The 22,936-nt window shown below is 65.5% G+C and carries 21 protein-coding genes; 6 read left to right on the top strand and 15 right to left on the bottom strand.

Going from position 1 to position 22,936, the window contains the following annotated elements; translation table 11 throughout:
- Nucleotides 1-142: 142 nt before the first annotated feature.
- The 5 genes from ABMY26_RS02365 to mog all read left to right on the top strand — a co-directional run bounded on the left by ABMY26_RS02365 (nt 143) and on the right by mog (nt 5,352).
- On the top strand, nt 143-595 hold the full coding sequence (locus ABMY26_RS02365; RefSeq protein WP_372394868.1) for a cytochrome c: 453 nt from the start codon (nt 143-145) through the stop codon (nt 593-595).
- 13 nt (nt 596-608) lie between these two features.
- Nucleotides 609-1,958: a cbb3-type cytochrome c oxidase subunit I gene (locus ABMY26_RS02370; RefSeq protein ID WP_372394869.1), complete on the top strand. Its 1,350-nt coding sequence runs from the start codon at nt 609-611 to the stop codon at nt 1,956-1,958.
- 75 nt (nt 1,959-2,033) lie between these two features.
- Nucleotides 2,034-2,840 carry a CbbQ/NirQ/NorQ/GpvN family protein gene (locus tag ABMY26_RS02375; protein ID WP_372394870.1) on the top strand — a complete coding sequence of 269 codons (807 nt, stop codon included), beginning with the start codon at nt 2,034-2,036 and terminating at the stop codon, nt 2,838-2,840.
- Nucleotides 2,841-2,862: 22 nt separating this feature from the next.
- The gene (locus ABMY26_RS02380; RefSeq protein WP_372394871.1) at nt 2,863-4,779 is read left to right on the top strand and encodes a nitric oxide reductase activation protein NorD; all 1,917 of its coding nucleotides are present in this window, start codon (nt 2,863-2,865) and stop codon (nt 4,777-4,779) included.
- Nucleotides 4,780-4,797: 18 nt separating this feature from the next.
- Nucleotides 4,798-5,352, top strand: a complete 555-nt coding sequence (gene mog, locus ABMY26_RS02385; RefSeq protein ID WP_372394872.1) for a molybdopterin adenylyltransferase — start codon at nt 4,798-4,800, stop codon at nt 5,350-5,352.
- A gap of 357 nt (nt 5,353-5,709) precedes the next feature.
- Here the strand turns inward: mog and ABMY26_RS02390 are convergent, their stop codons facing one another.
- The 4 genes from ABMY26_RS02390 to ABMY26_RS02405 form a co-directional block, all read right to left on the bottom strand.
- A complete protein-coding gene (locus ABMY26_RS02390; RefSeq protein WP_372394873.1) occupies nt 5,710-6,987 on the bottom strand; it encodes a TRAP transporter large permease in 1,278 nt (425 codons plus the stop codon).
- Nucleotides 6,984-7,490, bottom strand: a complete 507-nt coding sequence (locus ABMY26_RS02395) for a TRAP transporter small permease (protein ID WP_372394874.1) — start codon at nt 7,488-7,490, stop codon at nt 6,984-6,986. The genes ABMY26_RS02390 and ABMY26_RS02395 overlap by 4 nt, the downstream gene beginning before the upstream one ends.
- Nucleotides 7,491-7,604: 114 nt before the next feature.
- A complete protein-coding gene (locus ABMY26_RS02400; RefSeq protein WP_372394875.1) occupies nt 7,605-8,588 on the bottom strand; it encodes a C4-dicarboxylate TRAP transporter substrate-binding protein in 984 nt (327 codons plus the stop codon).
- 191 nt (nt 8,589-8,779) lie between these two features.
- Nucleotides 8,780-10,168 (bottom strand): SDR family oxidoreductase, encoded by a 1,389-nt coding sequence (locus tag ABMY26_RS02405; protein WP_372394876.1) that lies wholly within the window; start codon nt 10,166-10,168, stop codon nt 8,780-8,782.
- A 251-nt stretch (nt 10,169-10,419) separates the two neighbouring features.
- On the opposite strand from ABMY26_RS02405, the gene hypF reads away from it, so the two are divergent.
- On the top strand, nt 10,420-12,672 hold the full coding sequence (hypF, locus tag ABMY26_RS02410; RefSeq protein ID WP_372394877.1) for a carbamoyltransferase HypF: 2,253 nt from the start codon (nt 10,420-10,422) through the stop codon (nt 12,670-12,672).
- Nucleotides 12,673-12,826: 154 nt separating this feature from the next.
- On the opposite strand, the gene cybH is transcribed toward hypF, so the two are convergent.
- The 11 genes from cybH to ABMY26_RS02465 all read right to left on the bottom strand — a co-directional run bounded on the left by cybH (nt 12,827) and on the right by ABMY26_RS02465 (nt 22,569).
- Nucleotides 12,827-13,621, bottom strand: a complete 795-nt coding sequence (gene cybH / locus ABMY26_RS02415; protein ID WP_372394878.1) for a Ni/Fe-hydrogenase, b-type cytochrome subunit — start codon at nt 13,619-13,621, stop codon at nt 12,827-12,829.
- Between the two features lie 24 nt (nt 13,622-13,645).
- Nucleotides 13,646-15,460 carry a nickel-dependent hydrogenase large subunit gene (locus tag ABMY26_RS02420; RefSeq protein ID WP_372394879.1) on the bottom strand — a complete coding sequence of 605 codons (1,815 nt, stop codon included), beginning with the start codon at nt 15,458-15,460 and terminating at the stop codon, nt 13,646-13,648.
- Nucleotides 15,461-15,462: 2 nt separating this feature from the next.
- On the bottom strand, nt 15,463-16,536 hold the full coding sequence (locus ABMY26_RS02425; RefSeq protein ID WP_144428274.1) for a hydrogenase small subunit: 1,074 nt from the start codon (nt 16,534-16,536) through the stop codon (nt 15,463-15,465).
- A gap of 188 nt (nt 16,537-16,724) precedes the next feature.
- A complete protein-coding gene (locus ABMY26_RS02430; RefSeq protein ID WP_372394880.1) occupies nt 16,725-17,270 on the bottom strand; it encodes a HupE/UreJ family protein in 546 nt (181 codons plus the stop codon).
- 180 nt (nt 17,271-17,450) lie between these two features.
- Nucleotides 17,451-18,938 carry a sigma-54-dependent transcriptional regulator gene (locus tag ABMY26_RS02435; protein WP_372394881.1) on the bottom strand — a complete coding sequence of 496 codons (1,488 nt, stop codon included), beginning with the start codon at nt 18,936-18,938 and terminating at the stop codon, nt 17,451-17,453.
- A 16-nt stretch (nt 18,939-18,954) separates the two neighbouring features.
- The gene (gene hypA, locus ABMY26_RS02440; RefSeq protein WP_372394882.1) at nt 18,955-19,296 is read right to left on the bottom strand and encodes a hydrogenase maturation nickel metallochaperone HypA; all 342 of its coding nucleotides are present in this window, start codon (nt 19,294-19,296) and stop codon (nt 18,955-18,957) included.
- Nucleotides 19,289-20,161, bottom strand: a complete 873-nt coding sequence (gene hybE / locus ABMY26_RS02445; protein ID WP_372394883.1) for a [NiFe]-hydrogenase assembly chaperone HybE — start codon at nt 20,159-20,161, stop codon at nt 19,289-19,291. Before hybE ends, hypA begins: the two co-directional genes overlap by 8 nt.
- The gene (locus tag ABMY26_RS02450) at nt 20,158-21,027 is read right to left on the bottom strand and encodes a hydrogenase expression/formation protein (RefSeq protein WP_372394884.1); all 870 of its coding nucleotides are present in this window, start codon (nt 21,025-21,027) and stop codon (nt 20,158-20,160) included. Before ABMY26_RS02450 ends, hybE begins: the two co-directional genes overlap by 4 nt.
- Nucleotides 21,024-21,452, bottom strand: coding sequence for a hydrogenase (locus ABMY26_RS02455; protein ID WP_372394885.1), 429 nt, complete (start codon nt 21,450-21,452; stop codon nt 21,024-21,026). The genes ABMY26_RS02450 and ABMY26_RS02455 overlap by 4 nt, the downstream gene beginning before the upstream one ends.
- A gap of 4 nt (nt 21,453-21,456) precedes the next feature.
- Nucleotides 21,457-21,768 carry a HypC/HybG/HupF family hydrogenase formation chaperone gene (locus ABMY26_RS02460; RefSeq protein WP_372394886.1) on the bottom strand — a complete coding sequence of 104 codons (312 nt, stop codon included), beginning with the start codon at nt 21,766-21,768 and terminating at the stop codon, nt 21,457-21,459.
- 12 nt (nt 21,769-21,780) lie between these two features.
- Nucleotides 21,781-22,569, bottom strand: a complete 789-nt coding sequence (locus ABMY26_RS02465; RefSeq protein ID WP_372394887.1) for a HyaD/HybD family hydrogenase maturation endopeptidase — start codon at nt 22,567-22,569, stop codon at nt 21,781-21,783.
- Between the last annotated feature and the right edge of the window lie 367 nt (nt 22,570-22,936).

Raw genomic sequence — 22,936 nt, forward strand, 5'->3', positions numbered from 1 at the left:
GAATGCCCTCCCGCCACAGTCAATTATTCGTCCGACCCGTGGCGGACGATGCTGCGAGGCCAGGCCTCCGGCTTCGCGCAACCGACGCCTTTCGAACCGACCCCACTCGACGAGACATCGAGACTTCCAGGGATCCCGAGCGATGACCGAACGCTTCACCAAAGCGGCCGCGCGCAACATCTTCTATGGTGGGTCGCTGTTCTTCTTCGCGACCTTCATCGCGTTGACAGCACTCAGCCACAATTACATCGTCGGCAACAGCACCGACAAGAAGACACTGACCGATGCCGTCGCCCGCGGCAAGCATGTGTGGGAGAAGAACGCCTGCATCAACTGCCATACGCTGCTGGGCGAGGGCGCCTATTTCGCCCCCGAGCTGGGCAATGTCTGGCTGCGCTACGGCGGCGACAAGGACCCGGAGGGTGCGGTGCTGGCGCTCAAGACCTGGATGGCGGCGCAGCCGTCCGGGATCGAGGGCCGGCGCCAGATGCCGCAGTTCCACCTGACCGACGGCGAGGTCGAGGATCTCGCCGCCTTCCTGGAATGGACCAGCCGGATCAATACCCAGAACTGGCCTCCCAAGCTGTCGGGTTGAGGAGATTTCCGTCATGAAGTACGAATCGCAAAAAGTCGCCATCTATTACTTTGCCGCGGCCATGGGGTTGTTCGGGGTGCAGATCCTGGTGGGCCTTCTGGCCGGCGTCGTCTATGTGCTGCCCAACACGCTGTCGGAATTGTTGCCCTTCAACATCCTCCGGATGATCCACACTAACGCGCTGATCGTCTGGCTGCTGATCGGCTTCTTCGGCGCCGCCTATTACCTGATTCCGGAGGAGGCGGAGACCGAGTTGCACAGCCCGAAGCTGGCGCTGATCCAGCTCGGCCTGTTCGTCTTCGGCGCGCTGGCCGCCGTCGTCGGCTACCTCTTCCGCATCCATGAGGGGAGGGAGTTCCTGGAGCAGCCCCTGTGGATCAAGGCCGCGATCGTCGTTGTCGCGCTGATGTTCCTCTACAACGTCACGCTGACGGTGCTGAAGGGCCGTCGCACGGTCATCACCAACATCCTGCTGGTGGGCATGTGGGGCATCGCGGTCTTCTTCCTGTTCTCCTTCTACAACCCGTCCAACCTGTCGCTGGACAAGATGTACTGGTGGTACGTCGTCCATCTGTGGGTCGAAGGCGTGTGGGAACTGGTGCTGGCCTCCATCCTTGCCTTCCTGATGATCAAGATGACCGGCGTCGACCGTGAGGTCGTGGAGAAATGGCTGTACGCCATCGTCGGGCTGGCGCTGTTCAGCGGCATCCTTGGCACCGGCCATCATTATTACTGGATCGGCACTCCCGGCTACTGGCAGTGGATCGGCTCGCTGTTCTCCACGCTGGAGGTCGCGCCCTTCTTCACCATGGTCGTCTTCGCCTTCATGATGGTGTGGAAGAGCGGCCGGCGGCACCCGAACAAGGCGGCGATGCTGTGGTCGCTGGGCTGCGCGGTCTTCGCCTTCTTCGGCGCCGGTCTGTGGGGCTTCCTGCACACGCTGGCCCCGATCAACTACTACACCCACGGCACCCAGGTAACGGCGGCGCACGGGCATCTCGCCTTCTACGGCGCCTACGCCATGATCAACCTCGCCATCATCACCTACGCCATGCCCTACCTGCGCGGCCGGCAGCCCTACAACCAGATCCTCAACATGTGGAGCTTCTGGCTGATGAGCGGCGGCATGGCCTTCATGACCTTCGCGCTGACGGTCGCCGGCGTGGTGCAGACCCATCTGCAGCGGGTCATGGGCATGGACTACATGGAGGTCCAGGCGCAGATCGCGCTGTTCTACTGGATGCGGCTCGGCGCCGGCGTCGCCGTGGCGGCAGGCGTGCTGCTCTACCTCTACGCCATCTTCGGCCCGGCACGCGAGGAACGGCCAGCCTCGATCCCGACCAGCTACCAGCCGGCCGAGTGACGTCCCCTCCGGCCCCTGCTGTCCACCGGATGTCCGATCGGCACCGGGGCCGTCCTTTTCCGGAGTTTCGCCGCGATGCCCGACAGCGCCGCTTCCATCCTTCCTCCGCCCCCGCCGTTCTACCAGCCGGTCGCCGACGAGTGCGCATTGTTCGAACATGCCTTCCAGCACCGCTTGCCGTTGCTGCTGAAGGGGCCGACCGGCTGCGGCAAGACCCGTTTCGTCACGCACATGGCGGTGAAGCTGGGCCGGCCGCTCTATACCGTCTCCTGCCATGACGATCTGACCGCTGCCGATCTGACCGGCCGCTATCTGTTGAAGGGGGGCGACACGGTATGGGCCGACGGGCCGCTGACCCGCGCAGTGCGCGAGGGCGCCATCTGCTATCTGGATGAGGTGGTGGAGGCGCGCAAGGACGTCACCGTGGTGCTGCATCCGTTGACCGACGACCGCCGCATCCTGCCGCTCGACCGCACCGGCGAGACGCTGGAGGCCCCGCCGGACTTCATGCTGGTCGTGTCCTACAATCCCGGCTACCAGAATGTGGTGAAGGCGCTGAAGCCCAGCACCCGCCAGCGCTTCCTGGCCGTCGAGTTCGATTTCCCCGATCCCGACCGCGAGATTCCCATCGTCGCGACCGAAAGCGGCCTGCCTGCGAACCGAGTCGCCCCGCTGGTCCGCCTCGCCAACGCGCTGCGTGCGCTGAAGGGGCAGGATCTGGAGGAGGGCGTATCGACCCGTCTGCTGATCTACTGCGCCACGCTGATCCGCTCCGGCATGAAGCCGGAACGCGCCATCCGCGCCGCGCTGATCGAACCGCTGACCGACGACCCGGACATCCGTGCCGGCCTGCTGCGTGTGGCCGAGGTCACGCTGGGATAATGGAAGGCGCGAGGGCATCGTCATGCTGGAGTTCTTCGAGCCGGAAGAGACCGTCGGCCGCCTGTGGCATCGCCTGATCGGCGGGCGGTCGAGCTACCCGCAACATCCCGCCGCCGCGGTGACGCTGGAGGCGGTGCGGCCGCGGCTGGCGGTGTTCTTCCGGGCGCTCGGCGGCGACCGCGGGGTCCGGCTGGCAGCGGGAAGCGCGGCGGTGTCCGGACACCGGTTGCCGTTGCTCGACCGCATCGGGCTGGGCGCCGAGCGGGTGGAGCGGGCGGCGCTGGATGGCGACGTGCTCCAGTTGCCGGCGGCGATCGACCTGTTTCCCGACCGGGCGCTGAACGAATGTTTGTACGAATGGCTGGCCGCCTATTTCGCGCATGCCATGGTCGTGCCGCTCCCCACAGATCCCTTGCAGGCCGATGTTTCCGCTCTTCGCAGCGCCGCCGCAACCACCGCGCGGGTGCTGACCGGTTGGCCCGGCCTCGCCCGTCCGTACGAGGAGCTGGCACGGGCCGCCGCTGCCCTCCGCCCGTCCCGCCGCCTGCCGCCGGTCGAGGCCGCCGTCGAGCGTGCCGCCATGACCCTGCTGGGATCGGGCGCCGCGCACGGCGATGCGGTGCGGATGCTGGCCCCGACCGTACCGCTGTCGGACTTCACGGCACCCCATGGCTATGCAAGGCTGCTGCCGGTGCCGCTGTGGGGGCTGGTGACGCTGTCGGCCGGCCGGGAGTCCGCCGCCGCTGCCGACAGCCCCGGCGAGGGCGGGCAGGCGGCCGAAGGCGACCGCCGCCGACGTGCCGCGACCCGGCGGCAGACCGACCAGATCCAGCGCAACGATCCGCTGATCCTGAACCGCTTCGAGAAGATGCTGAGCCTTGCCGAGGCACTGAACATCCCGCGCGCGGTCGATGACGACGATGCGGAAAATGCCCGGAAGGCCGCCGACGATCTGGAAGAGATCGCGGTCGGCGCGCACCGCCGCCGGGCCTCCACCACGCTGAAGCTCGACCTCGACCTGGCGCCGCCATCCGTCGATGCGACACCGCTGACGGCCGCCCTGACCTATCCCGAGTGGGACCATCGCCGGCAGGCGCATCTTCCCCATCATTGCCGGGTGGTCGCCGAAACGGCCCCGGCCGATGGCGACGTCTGGCAGCCGGACGCCGCGGCCATGCGGCGCATCCGGCAGGTCCGCCGCCAGTTCGAGGCGCTGCGGCCGCGGCGCATACTGTTCACCGGTCAGGCCGATGGTGACGAGCTGGATCTGGCAGCGCTGGTGCGCAGCCGGGCTGATTTCCAGGCGGGCGGCGTTGGCAGCGACCGTGTGCACCAGCAGTCGCGCAACGCCGCCCGCGATCTGGCGGTGGCGGTTCTGGTCGATGGGTCGCTGTCGACAGACGGATGGATCGACGGCAGGCGCGTGCTGGATGTGGAAAAAGAGGCCTTGTTGGCCCTGAGCCATGGGTTGACCGCCTGCGGAGACGATCACGCGCTCTATGCTTTCACCTCGCGACGCCGGGATTGGGTGCGGGTGCAGACGCTGAAGGGGTTCGACGAGCCGCTAGGTGAAAGGGTCACCCGCCGCATTGGCGCGCTGAAGCCTGGGTATTACACCCGCATGGGAGCCGCGATCCGCCATGCGGCGGCTCAACTCGCCGGCCGGCCGAACCGCCATCGGTTGCTGGTGCTGCTGACCGACGGCAAGCCGAATGACGTCGACCATTACGAGGGTCGTTACGGCATCGAGGACACGAGGCAGGCGATCCGCGAGGCGCGGCGCGGTGGACTGGCGGTCTTCGCCATCACCGTCGATGGAGAGGCCCGCGATTACGTGCCCTATCTGTTCGGACGCGGCGCCTATGCCATATTCCCGCAGGTGTCCCACCTGACCAAGGCCTTGCCGGCATTGTACCGGCAGGTCGCCTGCGCTGCCTGACCGAAAGGACCTTCTACCATGATCCAACCCGCCACCGAAACGGCCGCTCCGGTGAAGATCGGTATCGTTACCATCTCCGACCGCGCCAGCCGTGGCGTCTACGAGGACAAGGGCGGTCCGGCAATCCGCGAAGAGTTGACCCGCATCGTCGCCTCGCCCTGGGTGGCGGAAGCGCGGGTGATCCCGGACGAGTTGGAGCTGATCGCCGCAACCCTGACCGAACTATGCGACGTGGCCGGCTGCTCCCTGGTGGTTACCACCGGCGGTACCGGCCCGGCCCCCCGTGACGTAACGCCGGAAGCGACGGAGCAGGTCTGCGACAAGATGATGCCGGGATTCGGCGAACTGATGCGGTCGGTCAGCCTGCGCGTCGTGCCGACGGCGATCCTGTCGCGCCAGACCGCCGGGATCCGCGGCTGCAGCCTCATCGTCAATCTGCCGGGCAAGCCATCCGCCATCCATGATTGCCTGATGGCGGTCTTCCCGGCGATCCCCTATTGCCTCGATCTGATCGGCGCCGGACGGATTGAAACCGATTCAGCGGTATGTGCCGCTTTTCGCCCGAAATCCTGACCGAGCCTTCGTTCAACGAGCAGACCGGCGCTTCTGATCGATTCCGGTCTTGCATGCTCCGGCCCGCATCTCCGGTACATCCATCGCCACACTAACAAAGAGGGGCTGCCGTTTCCAGCAGCCCCTCCATTGCCTATCCGTGTGTCGTCGACACCACGGCGCAGTCCTCAGCGGACCAAAACCCCTTCCGCGAAGAAAGAAACCCCGGCCTTGGCGCTCGACGACGAGTGAGACGGACAATGAGACACGAGATCACCTCCTTTCAGTAGTTGATGCATGACGCTCAATATAGGCAGCATGGCCGGTGCCACAAGGTGCGGCTCCAGCCATGCCGTTGTGACATTTACCGGCGCGGCCTCACATCAGCGCGTTGGGCATGAACAGGACCAGCCCCGGCCAGAACAGCAGCACCAAGACCAGCCCGATCACAGCCAGGACGAAAGGCAGGGATTCGACGATGTATTCCTCGATCGGGCAGTCGAGCAGGCTGCACACCGTGTACATCGCTACACCGACCGGCGGGGTCATCGACCCCAGCGTGACGATGGTCATCATCAGGATGCCGAAATGCACCGGATCAATACCCAGCGGGGTGACGATCGGCAGGAAGATCGGCGTCAGCAGCAGCACCAGAACGGTGCTTTCGATGAACAGGCCGGCGATGAACAGGAAGATCAGGATCAGCCCTACGACCAGCACCGGCTCACGCGTAAGGTCGGTCATGGCGGCGGCGATGCTTTGCGGCGCCTGTTCGAACACGATGGCGTAGCCCACCATGCCGGAAAACAGGATGATCAACATGATCAGCCCGGTGTCGGTGATGGCCTCTACCAGCGCTTCGGTCATGTCGCGCAGGGTCAGTTCCTTGTGAACGAAGAAACCGATCACGCCGGCATAGATCACGGCGAAGGCACCGACCTCCGATGGGGTGAACAGGCCGCCGCGGATGGCCACCAGCAGGGCGACCGGAAACAGCAGCGCCCACTTGGCGTCGACCACCGCCACCCATACCGCCTTGGCCGTCGGCCGTTGGGTGGAGCCGGCACGATAGCCGCGGCGGCGCGCGATCCACCAGACGGTGACCATCAGTACGGCCATCATCAGGAAACCGGGGACGATGCCGGCAAGGAACAACCGCCCGATCGACACGTTGCCGACGAAGCCGTACAGAATCAGCCCGAGGCTGGGCGGGATGGTCGCGGTGATAAGCGAGCCGACCGCGATGACGGCCGACGTGAAGCCCTTGGAATAGCCGCTGCGGATCAGGTCGGGCCCGAGGATGCGCGCCTCCATCGCCGCATCGGCGACGGCGGAGCCGGACACGCCGCCCATCAGCGTGGAGAGCACGATGCAGACCTGCGCCAGTCCGCCGGACATCCACGACACCAACACATTGGAACAGCCGATCAGCCGCTGGGTGATGCCGGTCCGGTTCATCATGTGCCCGGCAAGCACGAAGAAGGGAACGGCCAGCAGTGGGAAGCTCTGGGATGCAGTGGCGACCTGCTGCACCCCGATGGACATCGGGATGATTCCGTTGGTCAGGAAGAAGGTGAAGCCGGCGATGCCGATGGCGAATGCGATCGGGGTGCCGAGCGCCATCAGGACGAAAAAGGTGGCGGCGAGCAGGATCACGGCATCACCTCTTCGGCGGCGGGGGCGGTGAAGATCGGGCGCGGGGTGCTGCGCAGCCGGCTGATGGCGGCCAGGGTTTGGCCAAGCAGGGTGACGGACAGCAGCAGACAGCCGGCCGGCACCGCCGCTGTAACGAAGGCATAGCTGATGCCGCTGTCGCCGAACTGGCGCTCCAGGTTCAGCATGGTCAGTTGGTAGCCCTTGACCGTCATCGTCAGCAGGAAGGCCAGAACCACCAAGGCCAGCACGATGTCCAGGACTGCGCGCGGACGGGCCGGCAGCCGCTTGACGAGATAGTCGATGCCGATATGGGCGTGCTTGCGCAGCGCCAGATCGGCGCCCAGGAAGCTGGCCCAGGCGAACAGCAATTGGGCGACGTCCACCGACCAGACCAGGGGGTAGCCGAACCAGCGGGTGATGCCGGCGGTGAAGACCAGCAGGACGATGACGGCGAGCAACGTCGTCGCCAACACCGCCTCCGCCTTGACGTAGAGGGATTTCATCGCAAGGGGTGCTCCGGTCCGGCCCGCTGGGGACGATGGATGCGGGCGTCGGTTGCGGGAGGGGGCCGGCGCCATCGTAGGGCGCCCGCCCCGGTCACGGTGCGCGGCCGGCGGTCACTGCTTCAGAAGCGTTTCGACCTGCTTCTGCAACTCGCCATAGCCCAGCTTCTCATAGACCGGCGCCGTCGCGGTGCGGAAGGGAGTCACGTCGATGTCGACGACCTGCATACCCTTGTCCTTCATCTGCTTTTCGAAGTCGGCGAGCGAATCCTCGGTTCCCTTCGACGCTTTGTCTCCAGCCTTCAGAGCCTCTTCGCGCAGCAGTGCCTGCATGTCCTTTGGCAGGCCGTCGAACCAGGCGGCACTGGTGACGATGCCGGTGATCAGGTTGATATGGCCGGTCTTGGTCAGATATTTCGCCACCTCGTACAGGCGCGCCCCGTAGATGGCAGGGTCCTGCGCTTCCGCCCCGTCGATCACCTGCTGCTGCATGGCGGTATAGACCTCCGACCAGGGCAGGGGAGTGGGGGTGGCGCCCATGGCGCGGATCGTCTCCATCCAGACCGGTGCACCGGGCGTGCGGACGCGCACGCCGGCAAGGTCGGCCGGCGTCGTCACCGGCTTGTTGGTCAGCATGTGCCGCTCACCCTGCCACCAGTTGAAGGACAGAACCTGATGGCCCGAGGCCTTGCGCAGCTTCTGCGCCCATTCCTCGAACATCGGCGAGGTCACGACCTTGCGGATGCCCTGGTAGCCCTGGGCGATGTAAGGCGCGCCAAGCACGCCGAACTCTTTCACGAACACGGCCAGCCGGCCACCATCCACCACCACCGCGACGGGCGCCCCGGCGCGGGCCTGTTCCAGCAGATCCTCGTCCTTGCCCAACTGCGAGGCGGGAAACAAGCGGACGCTCATCTTGCCAGCCGACCGCTTCTCCACATTGGCCTTGAACTCCTCAAGTCCCTTGTAGAGCGGATCCTGCTGTGTCAGCGCCGTATTGACGCTCAACGTGTAGTCGGCTGCGGACGCGCCGACCGGAACCAGGGAAACCAACGCACCGAACAGCGCCGCGCGCACGGCGTTCGCCATGACAGACATGCCTCTTCCTCCCAGCGATATGGACTGCCGGCAAACGCCAGCCGGCATTTTTACTGGTGCATGTTCGGCCTGCCACCAGACCGGCACAGCCCCGGATAGGGGAGTGCCGGCAGGCAGGCGAATGGCCGAGAACCAGATTGTTCAAACACTGGTATGGTAGTATGCATGATTTCTGTTGGCAATAGTGTTTCTTACGGAATGTTTGCCTGCCGTCTCCGGGGATCGGCAGAGGCCGTCTCACGCCGTTCCCCAGTGCGCGCCTGGAGGGCCAGGTTTCTCATCGCGTAGCCGAGCCCGCCGGCCAGAAGCACTCCTGCAACCATGGCGATAGCTCGCGCACTCCCGCCCGACGCGCTCAGGTGCAGATTGTTGTGCGGCATGCCGAAGCGGCCGCGAGCGCGGTGCAACCCATCGACGGGATGGTAAAGGTTGTCGGGGCGTCCGGGCTTCTCGCACTCGTCCGTCAACTGTCCATCAATCGCTGTGGCAGAGAGATGACGGTCGATGAAGCCCGGAGCCAGGAGGTTGCCGAGGATCGCCAGCATCGCCGGCCCTCCCAGCCAATATTCGCGACGCGGGTTTTCGGCGGCATGGAGGATGGCGCGGGCGATGTCCTCCGGTTGGAAGACCGTGCCCATCGGCCGGGCACGATACCGCATGTGACTGCGTGCCCATTCGAACTGCGGTGTGTTGACCGCCGGAAGATGCACTGCGGTCAGTCGGATGCGGCTGCCCTCATGGAGAAGTTCCGACCGCAGGCTGTCGATGAAGCCTTGAACCGCATGCTTCGCCCCGCAATAGGCAGACTGCAGTGGAATAGACCGGTAGGCCAAGGCCGAGCCGACCTGCAGGATCGTGCCACGGTCGCGTTTCCGCATCCGGCGCAAAGCCGTCTGGATGGCGTAGGCGGAGCCCAGATAGGTCACTTCGGTCACGCGCTTCAGTTCCTCCGGCGTCACCGACCGCACCGGGCCGAAGACGGTGACCATCGCGGCATTGATCCAGACGTCGATGGGGCCGAACACCTCCTCTACCCGGTCGGCGGCGTCTTCCAATGCCCCGGCATCGACGACGTCGAGCGGTAGGACCAGCGCCCGTCCGCCCAGTCGCTCCACCTCGCGTTTCACTTCATCCAGTGCATCGGCGGAACGTGCGATCAGGCCGATGGAGGCGTGACGGTCGGCGGCAAATGCCAACGCCGTAGCGCGGCCGACCCCAGCCGAAGCACCCGTGATGCAGATGACGGGAAGTGAGGGAAAGTCGCTGGACGATGGCATGGCGGGATCCTGTTCGATATGGCTGGCGAGGAAGCGGCAGACACCTCCTTTGCTCCAACGACTTCCGTCACCCGCGGTTCCGCTGCGTTCGAATTGGTGGATCAGGCAGAAAAAGGGCGGCACCCGGTCGGGCGCCGCCCAATCTTGAAAAAGCCCATGATCGAGGGGTGCTATTGGGTCAGGCCTGATGAGGCCGCAACGGCGGTCCGTCGCGGAAGGGCTTGTCGACTCCCCCTTGTCGATGATTTGGTTCTCGATATCGCACCTCGAAGGTCCTTTCGCCCTGGGCCAGATCCAGGTCATCCGGCGTCATTCCAGCGGCAAGAGCCTCCCTTGCCCCCCAATCTGAGGATTGTTCTTTACGTCGGCATCGGTCGGCTTGTCGGTCTTCCCGTGTTTTCTTGCGCTGATGACGGCATCTCCGTTCCGGTTCCGTGAATGCCTTTCCTTCAACCGACACCGTGCAGGATCCGCTGCGAAACCCCTTCTCCCCATCCGGGATAAGGATAGGATGGAGACGGTTCGGCTCGGCCGAAGATCGCCCAGGCAGGCCAATGATTGACAGAAAACTTCGGTTGCGAATCCGCGTGCGCGGACGAGTGCAGGGTGTGGGATTCCGTCCGCATATATACGCTCTTGCCCAGCGTTTCGGGCTGACGGGCTGGGTGTTGAACGACCCGCAGGGCGTGCTGATCGAAGTGCAGGGTGTCGCAATCGACGCCTTCCGTGCTGCCCTGGCCGGGGAAGCACCGCCGCTCGCTCACATCGATTCCGTCGAATGCGCTTCCGCTCGCCCGATCCTGGACGAAACCGATTTCGTAATTCGTCCCAGCGAATTCGCGGGGACCATCGCCACCGGCATCGGGCCGGACGCTACAGTGTGCCCGGCATGCCTCGCCGAACTGTTCGATCCGGCCGACCGCCGTTATCGCTATGCCTTCCTGAACTGTACCCATTGCGGCCCGCGCTACACCATCACGCGCCAGTTGCCATACGACCGACCGCAGACGGCTCTGGCCGGATTCCCGCTTTGCCCGGACTGTCTGAAGGAATACCGTGACCCAGCCGACCGTCGCTTCCATGCCCAGCCGACAGCCTGCCCAACCTGTGGCCCGCGCTTGTCTCATCAGCCGGAAGCCATATTGGCGGCACTTCGGGGCGGCAGGATCGTCGCCATCAAGGGGCTCGGCGGCTTCCATCTGGCCTGCGACGCAACGCGGGCCGATGCGGTGGAACGGCTGCGCAGGGTCAAGCAGCGCAATGGCAAGCCCTTCGCCCTGATGGTCGCCAATGCTGCCTCGGCGAGGAGGCATGTCCGGATGGATGCCGAGGAGCAGGCGCTGTTGGAAACCGTCGCGCGGCCAATCGTCCTGCTGCGGCGGGAGGAGTCTTCATGCCCAACCGCCGGCATCGCCCCCGACATCGCCCCTGGCCTCGCCTGGCTCGGCGTCATGCTGCCCTATACGCCCCTGCATTACCTGTTGTTCCACGAGGCGGCAGGGCGGCCGGACGGCTCCGACTGGCTTTGCAAGTCGCAGGACCTGACCCTGGTCATGACCTCCGCCAATCCTGGCGGCGAGCCGCTGGCCATCGCCAACGAAGAGGCTCATGAGCGGCTGGCCGGCATCGCCGACCTGATCGTCGACCATGACCGCGACATCGTCATCCGCGCCGACGACAGCGTTGTCCGCAAGCTGGCCGGCGCCCCGGCCTTCCTGCGCCGAGGGCGTGGCCATGTGCCGGAGCCGATCCGGCTCGCACGGCCGGTGCCGTCTGTCCTGGCACTCGGCGGCCATCTGAAGGCGACGGTCTGTATCACCCGCGGTGACGAGGCCTTCCTATCGCAACACATAGGCGACCTCGACAATGCGGCGACGCTGGGTTTCCTGGAGGAGACGGTCGCCCATCTGCTGTACATATTGGGGGTCGAGCCGGTCGCCGTCGCCCATGACAAACATCCCGATTTCCAGACCACCCGATTCGCAGAGCGGAGCGGCCTCCCGACCATCGCGGTCCAGCACCACCATGCCCATGTCGCCGCGGTGATGGCCGAACACCGGCTCGATGGGCCGGTACTCGGCCTTGCGCTCGACGGCTTCGGATTGGGGGAGGAGGGCCAGTCCTGGGGCGGGGAGATGCTGGTGGTCGACGGATTTGCAGCGGAGCGCATCGGTCATCTCGGCCATCTCGCCCAGCCCGGCGGCGATGTCGCAGCGCGCCAGCCCTGGCGGATGGCCGCCGCGGCGTTGGCCCGCATGGGCCGCGCCGATGAGATCGTTCCGCGCTTTGCCGGCCACGGCCCGGCCGACGGGGTCCGGCGCATGATCGAACGCAGCATCAACGCACCGCTTACCAGTTCCTGCGGACGCTGGTTCGATGCCGCCTGTGGACTGCTAGGCGTCCGCGCCGTTGCCGGTTTCGAGGGCGAAGCGCCGATGGTGTTGGAATCGCTCGTCCGCCGGCCACGGGTGGCGGAAGGCGCGTGGCGGATCGAAGGCAGAGTGCTCAACCTGACGCCTCTGCTGGAACGGTTGTTGTCCGTTAACGATGCGGTGGATGGGGCCGAGTTGTTCCATGGCACCTTGGCCGCCGCGCTGGTCGATTGGACACTGCCTGCATTGCAGGCACGCGACCTTTCGCAGGTGGTGCTGTCCGGCGGTTGCCTGATGAATGCAGTGTTGGCGGAGGAATTGGTCGCCGGCTTCCGCGCAGCAGGGGTAAAGGCACTGCTGCCGAGGCTGGCACCCGCCAACGATGGCGGGCTCAGCCTCGGCCAAGCCTGGGTGGCTTCCTTCACGCTGCTTTAGCGGCACGCTCGTTTTATCGCTCGTACGAGCAGCAAGAGGGGCTGGAAAAAAGCGCTGCAGCATCGTGCGTGTAGTACGAAACGCACGATGCTGTAGTCCTTTGTTTGGCGATCGGATTCACGCTTCAAAGCGATTCCGATTTTACGCGACCCGATTAGCCCGCCACCTTTACCCGCTTAGCTGGCTTTTCATGCTCCTCGTCGGCCGGGGCCTCGGCGTCCTTGAAGGTACGGACGCCGCTGATCATGGTGGAGATGATCGACTGGCGCGACATGATGTCCTCGCGCACCGCGGCATAGACATGGACGATCACGAACAGCAGGATCGCCCACATGCCAAGATGGTGCCAAGTGTGGACGTCCATGCTCTGGCCGAACAGCGGGATGACCCAGCCGAACAGCCGATCCTGCCAACTGCCTTGCCCCGCCCCTTCGCTGTAGAGTGCGAAGCCGGTGACGATCATGAAGACGCTGCCGACCGCGATGGCCCAGAACATCGCGAACTGAGCCAGCGGGTTATGGCCGACATAGAGCTTGGGTTTGCGTTCCAGGAACAGGTACCAGCGTGCCTCCGTGAACAGTTCCTTCCACCAAGGACCGTTCCAGAAGGGAAAGCGGAACAGCTGTTTGGCATGGTGATTGCCGGCGAAGGCCCAGTAGAAGCGGCCGATGAAGCCGATGGCGAAGATGTAGGCCGCCGCGAAGTGGACGAAACGGATATAGCCCATCAGGAAATTGGCGCTCGCCTCGCCGGGCATGCTGGGCAGCGGGTTGGCGATCAGGTAGCCGGTGACCGACAGCACGGTGATGGCAAGCGCGTTGACCCAATGCCAGACCCGTACCGGCACCTCGTACACATAGATTGCCTTCAGAAAGCGGCCGGCTGCCGGCGCAGCCGCCCCTTCCTCGTCCGGTGCCGCCACCGGCTTCGCAGTGTCGAGAGGAGCCATGATGTAATCCTCCTCGGTTGCCGGTCAGCGCACGGTGACGCGGGCCAGTTCGGCGCCGTCCGGCGCCATGACGTGGGTGGAGCAGGCAAGGCACGGGTCGAAGCTGTGCAGGGTGCGCAGGATCTCCACCGGCTCCTCCGGGCGTTCCATCGGGGTATTCAGCAGCGAGGCCTCGAACGCCCCGATGTTCCCCTTGGGATCGCGCGGGCTGCCATTCCAGGTGGTCGGGACGACGCACTGGTAATTGTCGATCTTGCCGTCCTTGATCTTGATCCAATGGCCAAGGCCGCCGCGCGGGGCGGCGACGGTGCCGACGCCCTTGGCCTCCTTCGGCCATGTCTTCGGATCCCACTTCTCGACATTCGCGGTGGCGCTGTCGCCGGCCTTGATGTTGGCGATCAGGGCGTTCCAGTCGTCCAGCATCATCGTGCAGCAATATTGGCATTCCAGCGCGCGGGCCAGCGTGCGGCCGATCGTGGTCGGCAGCGCCTGCTGCGGCGTGAGGCTGGTGCCGGCCAGCCTGTTGAAGGCGCCCAGCGATTCGGTGATCTGGTCCTTCACGTAACCGACGCCCTGGGCATAGGCCAGGATGTAGCGGGGCAGGGGACCGACCTCCACTGCATGACCGCGCCAGCGAGGCGCCTTGATCCAGGAGTATTTGGCGGCCTCGTCCAGCTCCTTGATGTCGGTGCGGGTGCCCTTGGCGTTGGGGCCGAGCTCGAACTTGGCCTGGGTCACGCCGTCCCACGGGTGCAGGCCCTTGCTCTCATCGTCGTAATGGTACCAGCTGTGGGCGACGAACTCCTGCACCTGCGCCGGGTCGCGCGGGTCGATGGGGTGGACTTCGTTCCAGTTGCCGTTCAGGATGACGCCGCCCGGCAGCTGGCAGGTCGAATGGTCGTACGGCACCTTCTCGTAGTCGCCGTAGTCCATGACGTTGGTCGCCGCCAGCCCGCCGCCATGGAGCCAGTCCTTGTAGAAACTGGCAATGGCGAGCACGTCGGGCAGATAGACGTTGTCGACGAAGGCCGTGGCCTCCTGGATGCGGGCGCGGATGAAGTTCAGCCGCTCCATGTTCAGCGGTGCGCCCGACGATCCGGTGCCGTCCATGTTGATGGCGCAGGGGACGCCGCCGACCATGTAGTTCGGGTGCGGGTTCTTGCCGCCCAGGATGGTGTGGATCTTGACGATGTCCTTCTGAAGGTCCAGCGCCTCCAGGTAATGGGTCACCGCCATCAGGTCGGCTTCCGGCGACAGCTTGTAGGCCGGGTTGTCCCAATAGCCGTTCTTGAAGATGCCGAGCTGGCCGCTCTCCACGAACTTCTTCAGGCGGGTCTGGACGTCGCGGAAATAGCCGGGACTGGACTTGGCGTGGCGCGGCGACACCGCCTGTTGCAGCGCCGAGGTCGCTTGCGGGTCGGCCTTGAGCGCATTGACCGGATTGACCCAGTCGAGAGCGTGCAGATGGTAGAAATGGACGATGTGATCATGGACCTGCAGCGTCTTCGCCATGATCTCACGGATCAGATGGGCGTTCTTGGGGATGCGGATCTGAAGCGCATCCTCCACCGCGCGGACCGAGGTCAGCGCGTGGCAGCCGGTGCACACGCCGCAGATGCGCTCGACGAAGGCCCAGGCATCGCGCGGGTCGCGCCCCTTCAGGATGACCTCGAGGCCCCGCCACATGGTGCCGGTGGACACCGCGTTGCGAATGACGTTGTTGGCGTCGACATTCACCTCACAACGCATGTGCCCTTCGATGCGGGTCACCGGATCGACGACGATGCGCTTGCCGCCATTGTCGAGCGAGAAACCGTTCGGGGTCTGGACGATGCCCATGGTCAGACGTCTCCCTTGTGCTGTGCGCGCTTCAGGGCGCTGACCGCCGCGTGGGCGGCGATGATGCTGCCGACACCGATGGCGGCGGTGGTGCCGATCTCGTCGGCGTTGGCCTCGATCCCGAACTGGAGGATGTCGGACTGGCGGGCATACCAGGATCCCTTGTCCCAGAAGCCGTCCTCGGAACAGCCGATGCAGCCGTGTCCGGACTGGATGGGAAAGCTCGTTCCCTCGTTCCAGCGAACGGTGGAGCAGGCGTTGTAGGTGGTCGGTCCCTTGCAGCCGACCTTGTAGAGGCAATAGCCCTTGCGTGCGCCCTCGTCGTCGAAGGATTCGACGAACTGGCCGGCGTCGAAATGCGGCCGGCGATAGCATTTGTCGTGGATGCGCTGGCTGTAGAACATCTTCGGCCGACCCTGGCGATCCAGCTCGGGGATGCGGTCGAAGGTCAGCATGTAGGTGATGACGCCGGTCATCACCTCGGCGATCGGCGGGCAGCCGGGAACCTTGATGATCGGCTTGTCGGTGATGACCTCATGCACCGGGGTTGCCCGGGTCGGATTCGGGCGCGCCGCCTGGACGCAGCCGAAGGACGCGCAGGAGCCCCAGGAGATGATCGCCTTGGCGTCGCGGGATACCTTGCGGAGCTGGTCGACGAAGGGCTTGCCGCCGACGATGCAGGCCATGCCGTCGTCGTTCAGCGGGGGATTGCCTTCCACCGCAAGGATGTAGTTGCCCTTGTACTTCTCCATCACCTCGTCGAGGATCGCCTCGGCGTGGTGGCCGGCCGAAGCCATCAGCGTGTCGTCGTAATCCAGCGAGATCATCGACAGCACCACATCCTTGACCAGCGGATGCGCCGAACGGATGAAGGACTCCGAACAGCAGGTGCATTCCAGCCCGTGCAGCCACAGAACCGGCGTGCGCGGCTTGGTTTCCATCGCATGGACGATCTGCGGCACCAGTTCCGGCCCCAAGCCGAGCGCCGCAGCGGTGAGCGAACAGTATTTCAGGAACGAACGGCGCGTAATCCCTTGCCGCCGCATCACCTCGTAAAAGGTTTCCAGCGTTGCCATCGGTTTGTTTTCTCCCGTCGGGCAGCACCGGCGTGCGAGCGGCCGGTGCGCTTCTCCGACGGTCATAGGCAACAATCGTGCCGTAGTACGAACATTCGGCAATCCAACGGTCACAGAGCCGGCAGCCTTCTTGCCGCTGGCAAGTCCCCGGCCAAAACGGCCGGCCGGGGTGGAAAGGCGGTTGCCGCTTACTGCACCGCTTCTTCCGGCCGACCGATCAGCTTACGGATCGCCAGCCCCAGCGCGATGCCGGCCGCGTGCAGTGCGGCAGTGCTGACGAGGAAGCCGGCGGCATAGCCGAGCGCGGCTGCGTCCGCCGGCATTTCCGCCCCATGGGCGAAGCCGTGGAACAGGCCGAAGCCGGCGGCGAAGGCCATACCGACCGAACCATTGCGGCTCATCGGCATGATGCAGAGCAGTGCCAGCACGACGATCGAGGCATAGATCGTCGGCTCCACGAGCGGCAACTCGCCGCCCAGCATCGCGAACAGCCCGCCGGCTGCCATGGCGGCCATGAACGCACCCGGTACGGCGAGAGCGGCCCGTCCGCCGATGGTCGCGCCATAGACGCCGACGGTGACCATGGCAATCAGGTGGTCGAGCCCGCCCAGCGGATGCGCGGCGCCATCGAGGAAACCGGCCCCGGCGAGATGGCCGGGATGGGCGAGCGCCGGAGCGGCGGCAAATGCGGCGGCTGCCGCAGCGATGACGGCGAGGCGATAGGATATCGACATGACGAACGGCTCCTCTGGGTTCTTGTGGGTCATGATGCGCGAACAGCCCTCTTTCGCCCGGGGAAAGAGCGGCCGCGATTGGCATGGGGAGGGCGATGTATGGCTCAAGGATCGATGCGTCGGGGCTTGTGCGCCTTCGGCGTCCCCCCTCTCCTGGGACGAAAGGGGGCGGTGGAATCGTCAATGCCGCTGGGCTGGGCCGCGTTCTATTCCGTATCGTTCCAGCTTGGCGCGCAGCCCCATGCGGGACAGACCCAATTCGTCGGCGGCCTTGCTCTTGTTCCAGCGGCAGCGGACCAGCGTTTCCATCAGGATTCCAGCCTCGATCCGCTCGATACGGGACTTCAGCGGGCCGCCCTGGCCGATGAGGGCAAGCGGTGGCAACGGGCCGTCGTCAGGCGAGGCCGGACGAGCGTTCAGAGCCGCGCCACGCAGGACATGGTCGGACAGAAGCTCCGCTTCCAGCGTCTCTCCTTCGGACAGCACCAGCATGCGCATGATCTCGTTCTGCAATTCGCGCACGTTGCCGGGCCAGCCATAGGCCTCCAGGCAGGCCAACGTGTCGGCGGCGAAGCCCGACATCCTCTTGCCATGGGCGGCGGACAGCCGTTCCAGGATGTGGCGGGCCAGCACCGGTATGTCGGCCGGACGGTCGCGCAGCGGCGGCATGATCAGCGTCATCGTGCTGAGCCGGTAATAGAGATCCTCACGGAAGCGCCCGGCCTTCACCTCGGCCGTCAGGTCGCGGTGGGTGGCGGCCACGACGCGCACATCGACCCGCCTCGTCTCGTTGGAGCCGACCGGCCGGATCTCGCCTTCCTGGAGGAAGCGCAGCAGCCGCACCTGGAAGGCCGGGCTGATGTCACCGATCTCATCCAGGAAGATGGTGCCGCCGTCCGCCTGCTCCAGCAGGCCGAGCCGGTTGCTGTGCGCGCCGGTGAAGGCTCCCTTCTTGTGGCCGAACAGTTCGCTTTCCAACAGCTCGTCGGGGATGGCGCCGCAATTCTCGCAATAGAAGGGTTCGTCGCCCCGCGGGCTGCCGTAATGGATGGCGCGTGCCAGCAGCTCCTTACCGGTACCGGTTTCGCCCAGCACCAGCACCGGCACGTTGAAGCCGGCCACCCGCTCCGCCTGACGGCAGATCTCCTCCACCGGGCTGCCGGGGGCGCGGATCAGACCATCGAAGCGGTAGGTCTGGCGCACCCGCTCTCGCCTCGTCGCCACCCGGCTTTCGGCGACCGGAGGCAGCAGTTTCAGCTCGTTGGACAGCCGGTCATGCTCGCGCTGCAATTGGTACAGCTTGACCGCGTTGCGGGCAGTCAACAGCAGATGATCGGGGTGCCAGGGCTTGGTAATGAACTGGTGGATACCGGCGGTGTTGATGGCGCCGATGATGTCCTCGGGATCGATGTAGCCGGTGATGACGATTCGCACCACCTCCGGCCAGCGCTCGCGCACCTGGGTCAGAAACGTCACCCCGCTGACCTCCGGCATCCGCTGGTCGGAGAAGACGACCTGGATCCATTCGGCTTCCAGCAGGCGCAGGCCGTCTTCCGCCGATAGGGCGGTAAAGACCTCGAACTCCTCGTCCAGCAGGCGGGCGATGACCTCGACGGAGCGCGGCTCGTCATCCACCACCAGTATGCCGGGGCGGGCGGGGTCGGTCATCGCACGTCGTCCTTCCTCATTCGACTTCGAGATCCTTGATCGTCAACTCGGTCCCGCCGTTGGGATGCAGCCGGTTGCCGCCGCAGGACGGGCAGGGGGCGAGCCGGTCGGCCAGCGCCACCGTGTCGTTGCAATCGAAGCACCAGCCGCGGCCCGGCACCTCCAGCACCACCAGTTCGGCCCCATCGGCCAGTGAGCCGCGCGTGACCACATCGAAGCCGAAACGGAGTGCCTCGATCTCCACACCGGCGAAGCCGCCGATCTCGAGCCGCACCCTGCGCACGCGCCGGAAATCGTTGGCGCGACCGGCCTCCTCCATCGCCTGGAGCAGGCTTTCGCACAGTGCCATCTCATGCATCGCCGGCGTCTCCGCCCCTATTCCCAATTCCCGGCTCCGTCATACCCAGCACCATCCGGCGGCTGGGACGGGCGGCCGCAACCGGCTCCGCTTCGGGTGCGGCCCCAGGCGGTGGGGCCAGTTCCGCCTCGCGACGACGGCGGATCTCGGCGGTCTGGGTACCATCCTCGCGAATTGCCGGGTCGAAGAGGGAAACCAGCGCAGCCGCCGCCGTTTCCGTCGCCTGCAACATGGACGCGAACTCGAACATCGGCGAGAAGAGCGAGCATGCCTTGTACCCCCCAACCCCCTTGCGGTTGGCGTGGACATATTCGTAGCGGCCGGAAGGGAACTCGATCAGTTCCTTGTCTCCAGGAACAAGCCCCGACCACTCGTCGACCTCGCCGGGCAACAAAACAAGGTTCAGGAACCAGGGCGTCACCAGGGCGCCCAGCCAGCGATCGCCATGGCGGCGGAAGCCGACCGCCTTGACCGCCAGCGCATCGTTGACAATCGGCATACCGCGCATCTGGGCGGTGTGGATTTCTCGGAAAGCCGCTTCCAGCCGCGCGATGGCTTCGGTCGGCGGTGCGGGGGCCGGCGCGAGGGCCGGCGCCGGGACCATGTCACCACCTTCCAACCATTCCATTGCAGACGGTGCGACGTCGAGCGCCATGAACTGGTCGCGGGCACCGTCGCAGACGGGGCAACGCCAATGATCCGGCAACGCAGCAAAGGGCATGCCGGCCGGTACCTGCCAGTGCTCGCACCCCTCGGCCGGGTCGTAGACATGCCAGCAGATCTTGCATTCCATCCGCGTCGTGGCGCCGATGCGCCTGGCGTCGCCGAGATAGGAGCCTTCGAAGCGGGCGGGCAGGGCGTTCACTGGATTTCCTCCCGTTCGATCTTCAGCGCATCCAGGATTTCCGCCAGCCGCTCGGCGCTGTCGGCGATGTCCTCCGCTGCGGCACAGACCACCGCCGGCACATCGACGATCTCGACGGTGTCGAGGATCAGCGTGTCGACCGAGTTATAGTAACGCACCCACCAGACATTCGGCGTCGCGCTGGCGGTGACGCGGCAATTGCCGTAACCGCGCGACAGGATCGTGGTTGCACCTTGGCCAAGCCGCCCTTCGACGAAGACCAGATCCTCCGGCGTGTGAGGCAGCAGGCTGAAATTCACCGCATGCGGGGCTTCGCCACGCCGCCAGCCGGCGCTGCGGTCCAGCAGTTCCGTCAGGATCGGCAAGCCGTTCATCAACCCGTCCGGCGGTGCCCCGGCCTCGATCGGACCCATGGGAATGAAGGCCCGGTTCAACGCTACGCGGGGGAAGGCACCGACCAGCAAGCTTTCGCGGGGCTCACCGTCGCCGAAGGCGCGGACGCGCCAGACACCGGCCAGTGCCGCTTCCTGGATTTCCAGACGGCCTCCGGCCCGATCCACCTTCACAGCCACTTCGCCCTCGCCCAGCGCCTCTCCCACCAGGGCAAGCGTCCGGGCATCGAGCCCATCGACGGCGATGCGGAGTTCCTCGCCCGGCCGCCAACGGACCAAGGCCCGATGGATTTGGCTCAGCACACCGCCTGCGACGGCGGCGCGGTCGGGATCGGGGATCTCCGGCAGGTGCGGTTCGTAGACACGCATGCCCGAGGGCATCGGCAGGTAATCCAGTTCGTCGTCGCCCTCTTCCGCCTGGCTGCCGGGACCGAAGCCGACCGGCGGGCGGGTCATGCCGATCAAGGAACTCATGCCTCACCCCCATCCAGGATCGCGGCGATCCGCTGCAGATAATCGTCCCAGTCGCGCACGCGCGGAATGCTGCCCAACAGCGCATCGCCGCGCAGGAAAACCAGGGCCGGCAGGCTCATCATCCCGGTGCGGGTCAGCAGCGCGCGTTCCGCCGCCTCGCCGGCCACAGCCGCAGACAGGCGGGGCTGCAGGGCGCGGACCAGCTCCGGCAGGATCACGGCGACATCGACGGTCTCCGCATTTCCCTTGCCGTGGCCGGGCAGAAAGACCACCCAGCTGTTGGAGTCGTCGTGCCGCCAGGGTTGGTCGTCGACGCTATCAAGCCTTGCATAGCCATGCACCTCTGTCAGCAGATCGACCAGCGGCGGCAGCGGCAGGCGCGGCTTGGCCCGGGGCTGCGCCTCGGAAATGGCAAGATCGGTCACGGCGTCAGGCCTCCGTCAGGCCGGCCGCGCGGGCCGCCTCCAGGTGGGGGGGAAGGGTGGGTTCGCGGCCGGTCAGGTCGGCAAAGGCCGTATCGAGACGCTCTCCATCCAGCGCCGCCGCCATCGCCGCCAGGGCGTCTCGGATCTGTGCCGCCTCCTCCGGCTCCAGCAGCCGGCGGGCGGCGCCCAGGAAACCCAGCACCCAATCGCCGGGCCGGGCATCGGATACCAGCGACAGGTCGATGGCCGATCCATCTTCTGTCCGTCCGACGGAGCCGTCGACAGCGGTCAGGCGCAAGGGAACTCCTATGCACATGGGGCGGCGTCCTCAGGCCTGGTCGGCGGAGAGCGCCGCCAATATGCGGGGATCACCAATACGGCAGGCTTCTTCGGCGCTTGGCCGACCGGCCTCGTAGGCATCGCGGGCGATGGCAGGGGCCGCGGTGTCGGCAGTACCGGCGCGGGCGGTGCCCTCCACTCCGAATTCGTCGCGCAACAGGCCGAGGATGATGTCGATGGTTGGAGCGACCTGCGCCGCGACCGTATCCGTCAGTCCGCCGCCGTAATCCTCCAGGCATTCCGGTTGGACGCCGACCAGGATAAGTCGTTGCGGGCAACGGCCGAGGAACATGGCGCTGGCAAGCACCTCCTGAAAGCCGGTCTGGTGCAGGCTCATCTTCTTTGCGCCGAGAAATGCCGGCACATCGTCTCCGCGGAAAACCCGACGGGTGCCCGGAGCGAGCCCGTAATCGATGGCATCGATCACGATCAACGCGTCCGCCGTCTCCAGATGCGGCAGCAGGTACAGGCCCTGGGTACCGCCATCCATCAGCGTGACAGTGTCGGGAAACCGCCAATCGGCCGCCAGACGCTCCACCGTACGGACACCGAATCCCTCATCGGCCCACAGGATATTGCCGATGCCCAACACCAGGATGCGGCTGTCATCAGACATTTCTTGTTTTGTCCCCGCAGGTAACACCGATGCGGCACGCCGCCGCCTGTCCATTTGCACTACAAGTTTCGTGCCAGTTCCCTTGCCATTGCAAACCCCTGTCATCCCGCCATCTGCGTCACTCCAGCTGTTCGGTGTGGCAGCGATTGTGGATATGAACATTACAAAGCCAATCCAAACTGGCAAGTAGGTTGCCAGTTTGGATCATTCCTTGCCGCCCCTGCTCCGTATCCACCGACACGAACGGAACGAAGCCCGCAATTGTTCGCTGTCGACGAACGGTGAAACCAGGAACTATGCGTTTATCCCAATCCGGCGCGGGTTTAGATCTCTCTCATCAGGACGGATGATCCCGTCCGATGGAGGTTCGAATGGCACGGATGGTTTCTCTCCTGATGTTCGTCGGCGTCATGTCCTGCGCGGCGTTCATCGTTTCCTAATCCCCTGCTCCGTCTGATCGGAGCCGCCCACGGATCCAAGAAGAAGTATCCAGGCGGGGCCTTCAGGAGTGCGCGGAAGGCAGGAAACT

Source organism: Azospirillum sp. HJ39 (genome assembly GCF_041507355.1).
Classification (GTDB): domain Bacteria; phylum Pseudomonadota; class Alphaproteobacteria; order Azospirillales; family Azospirillaceae; genus Azospirillum; species Azospirillum thiophilum.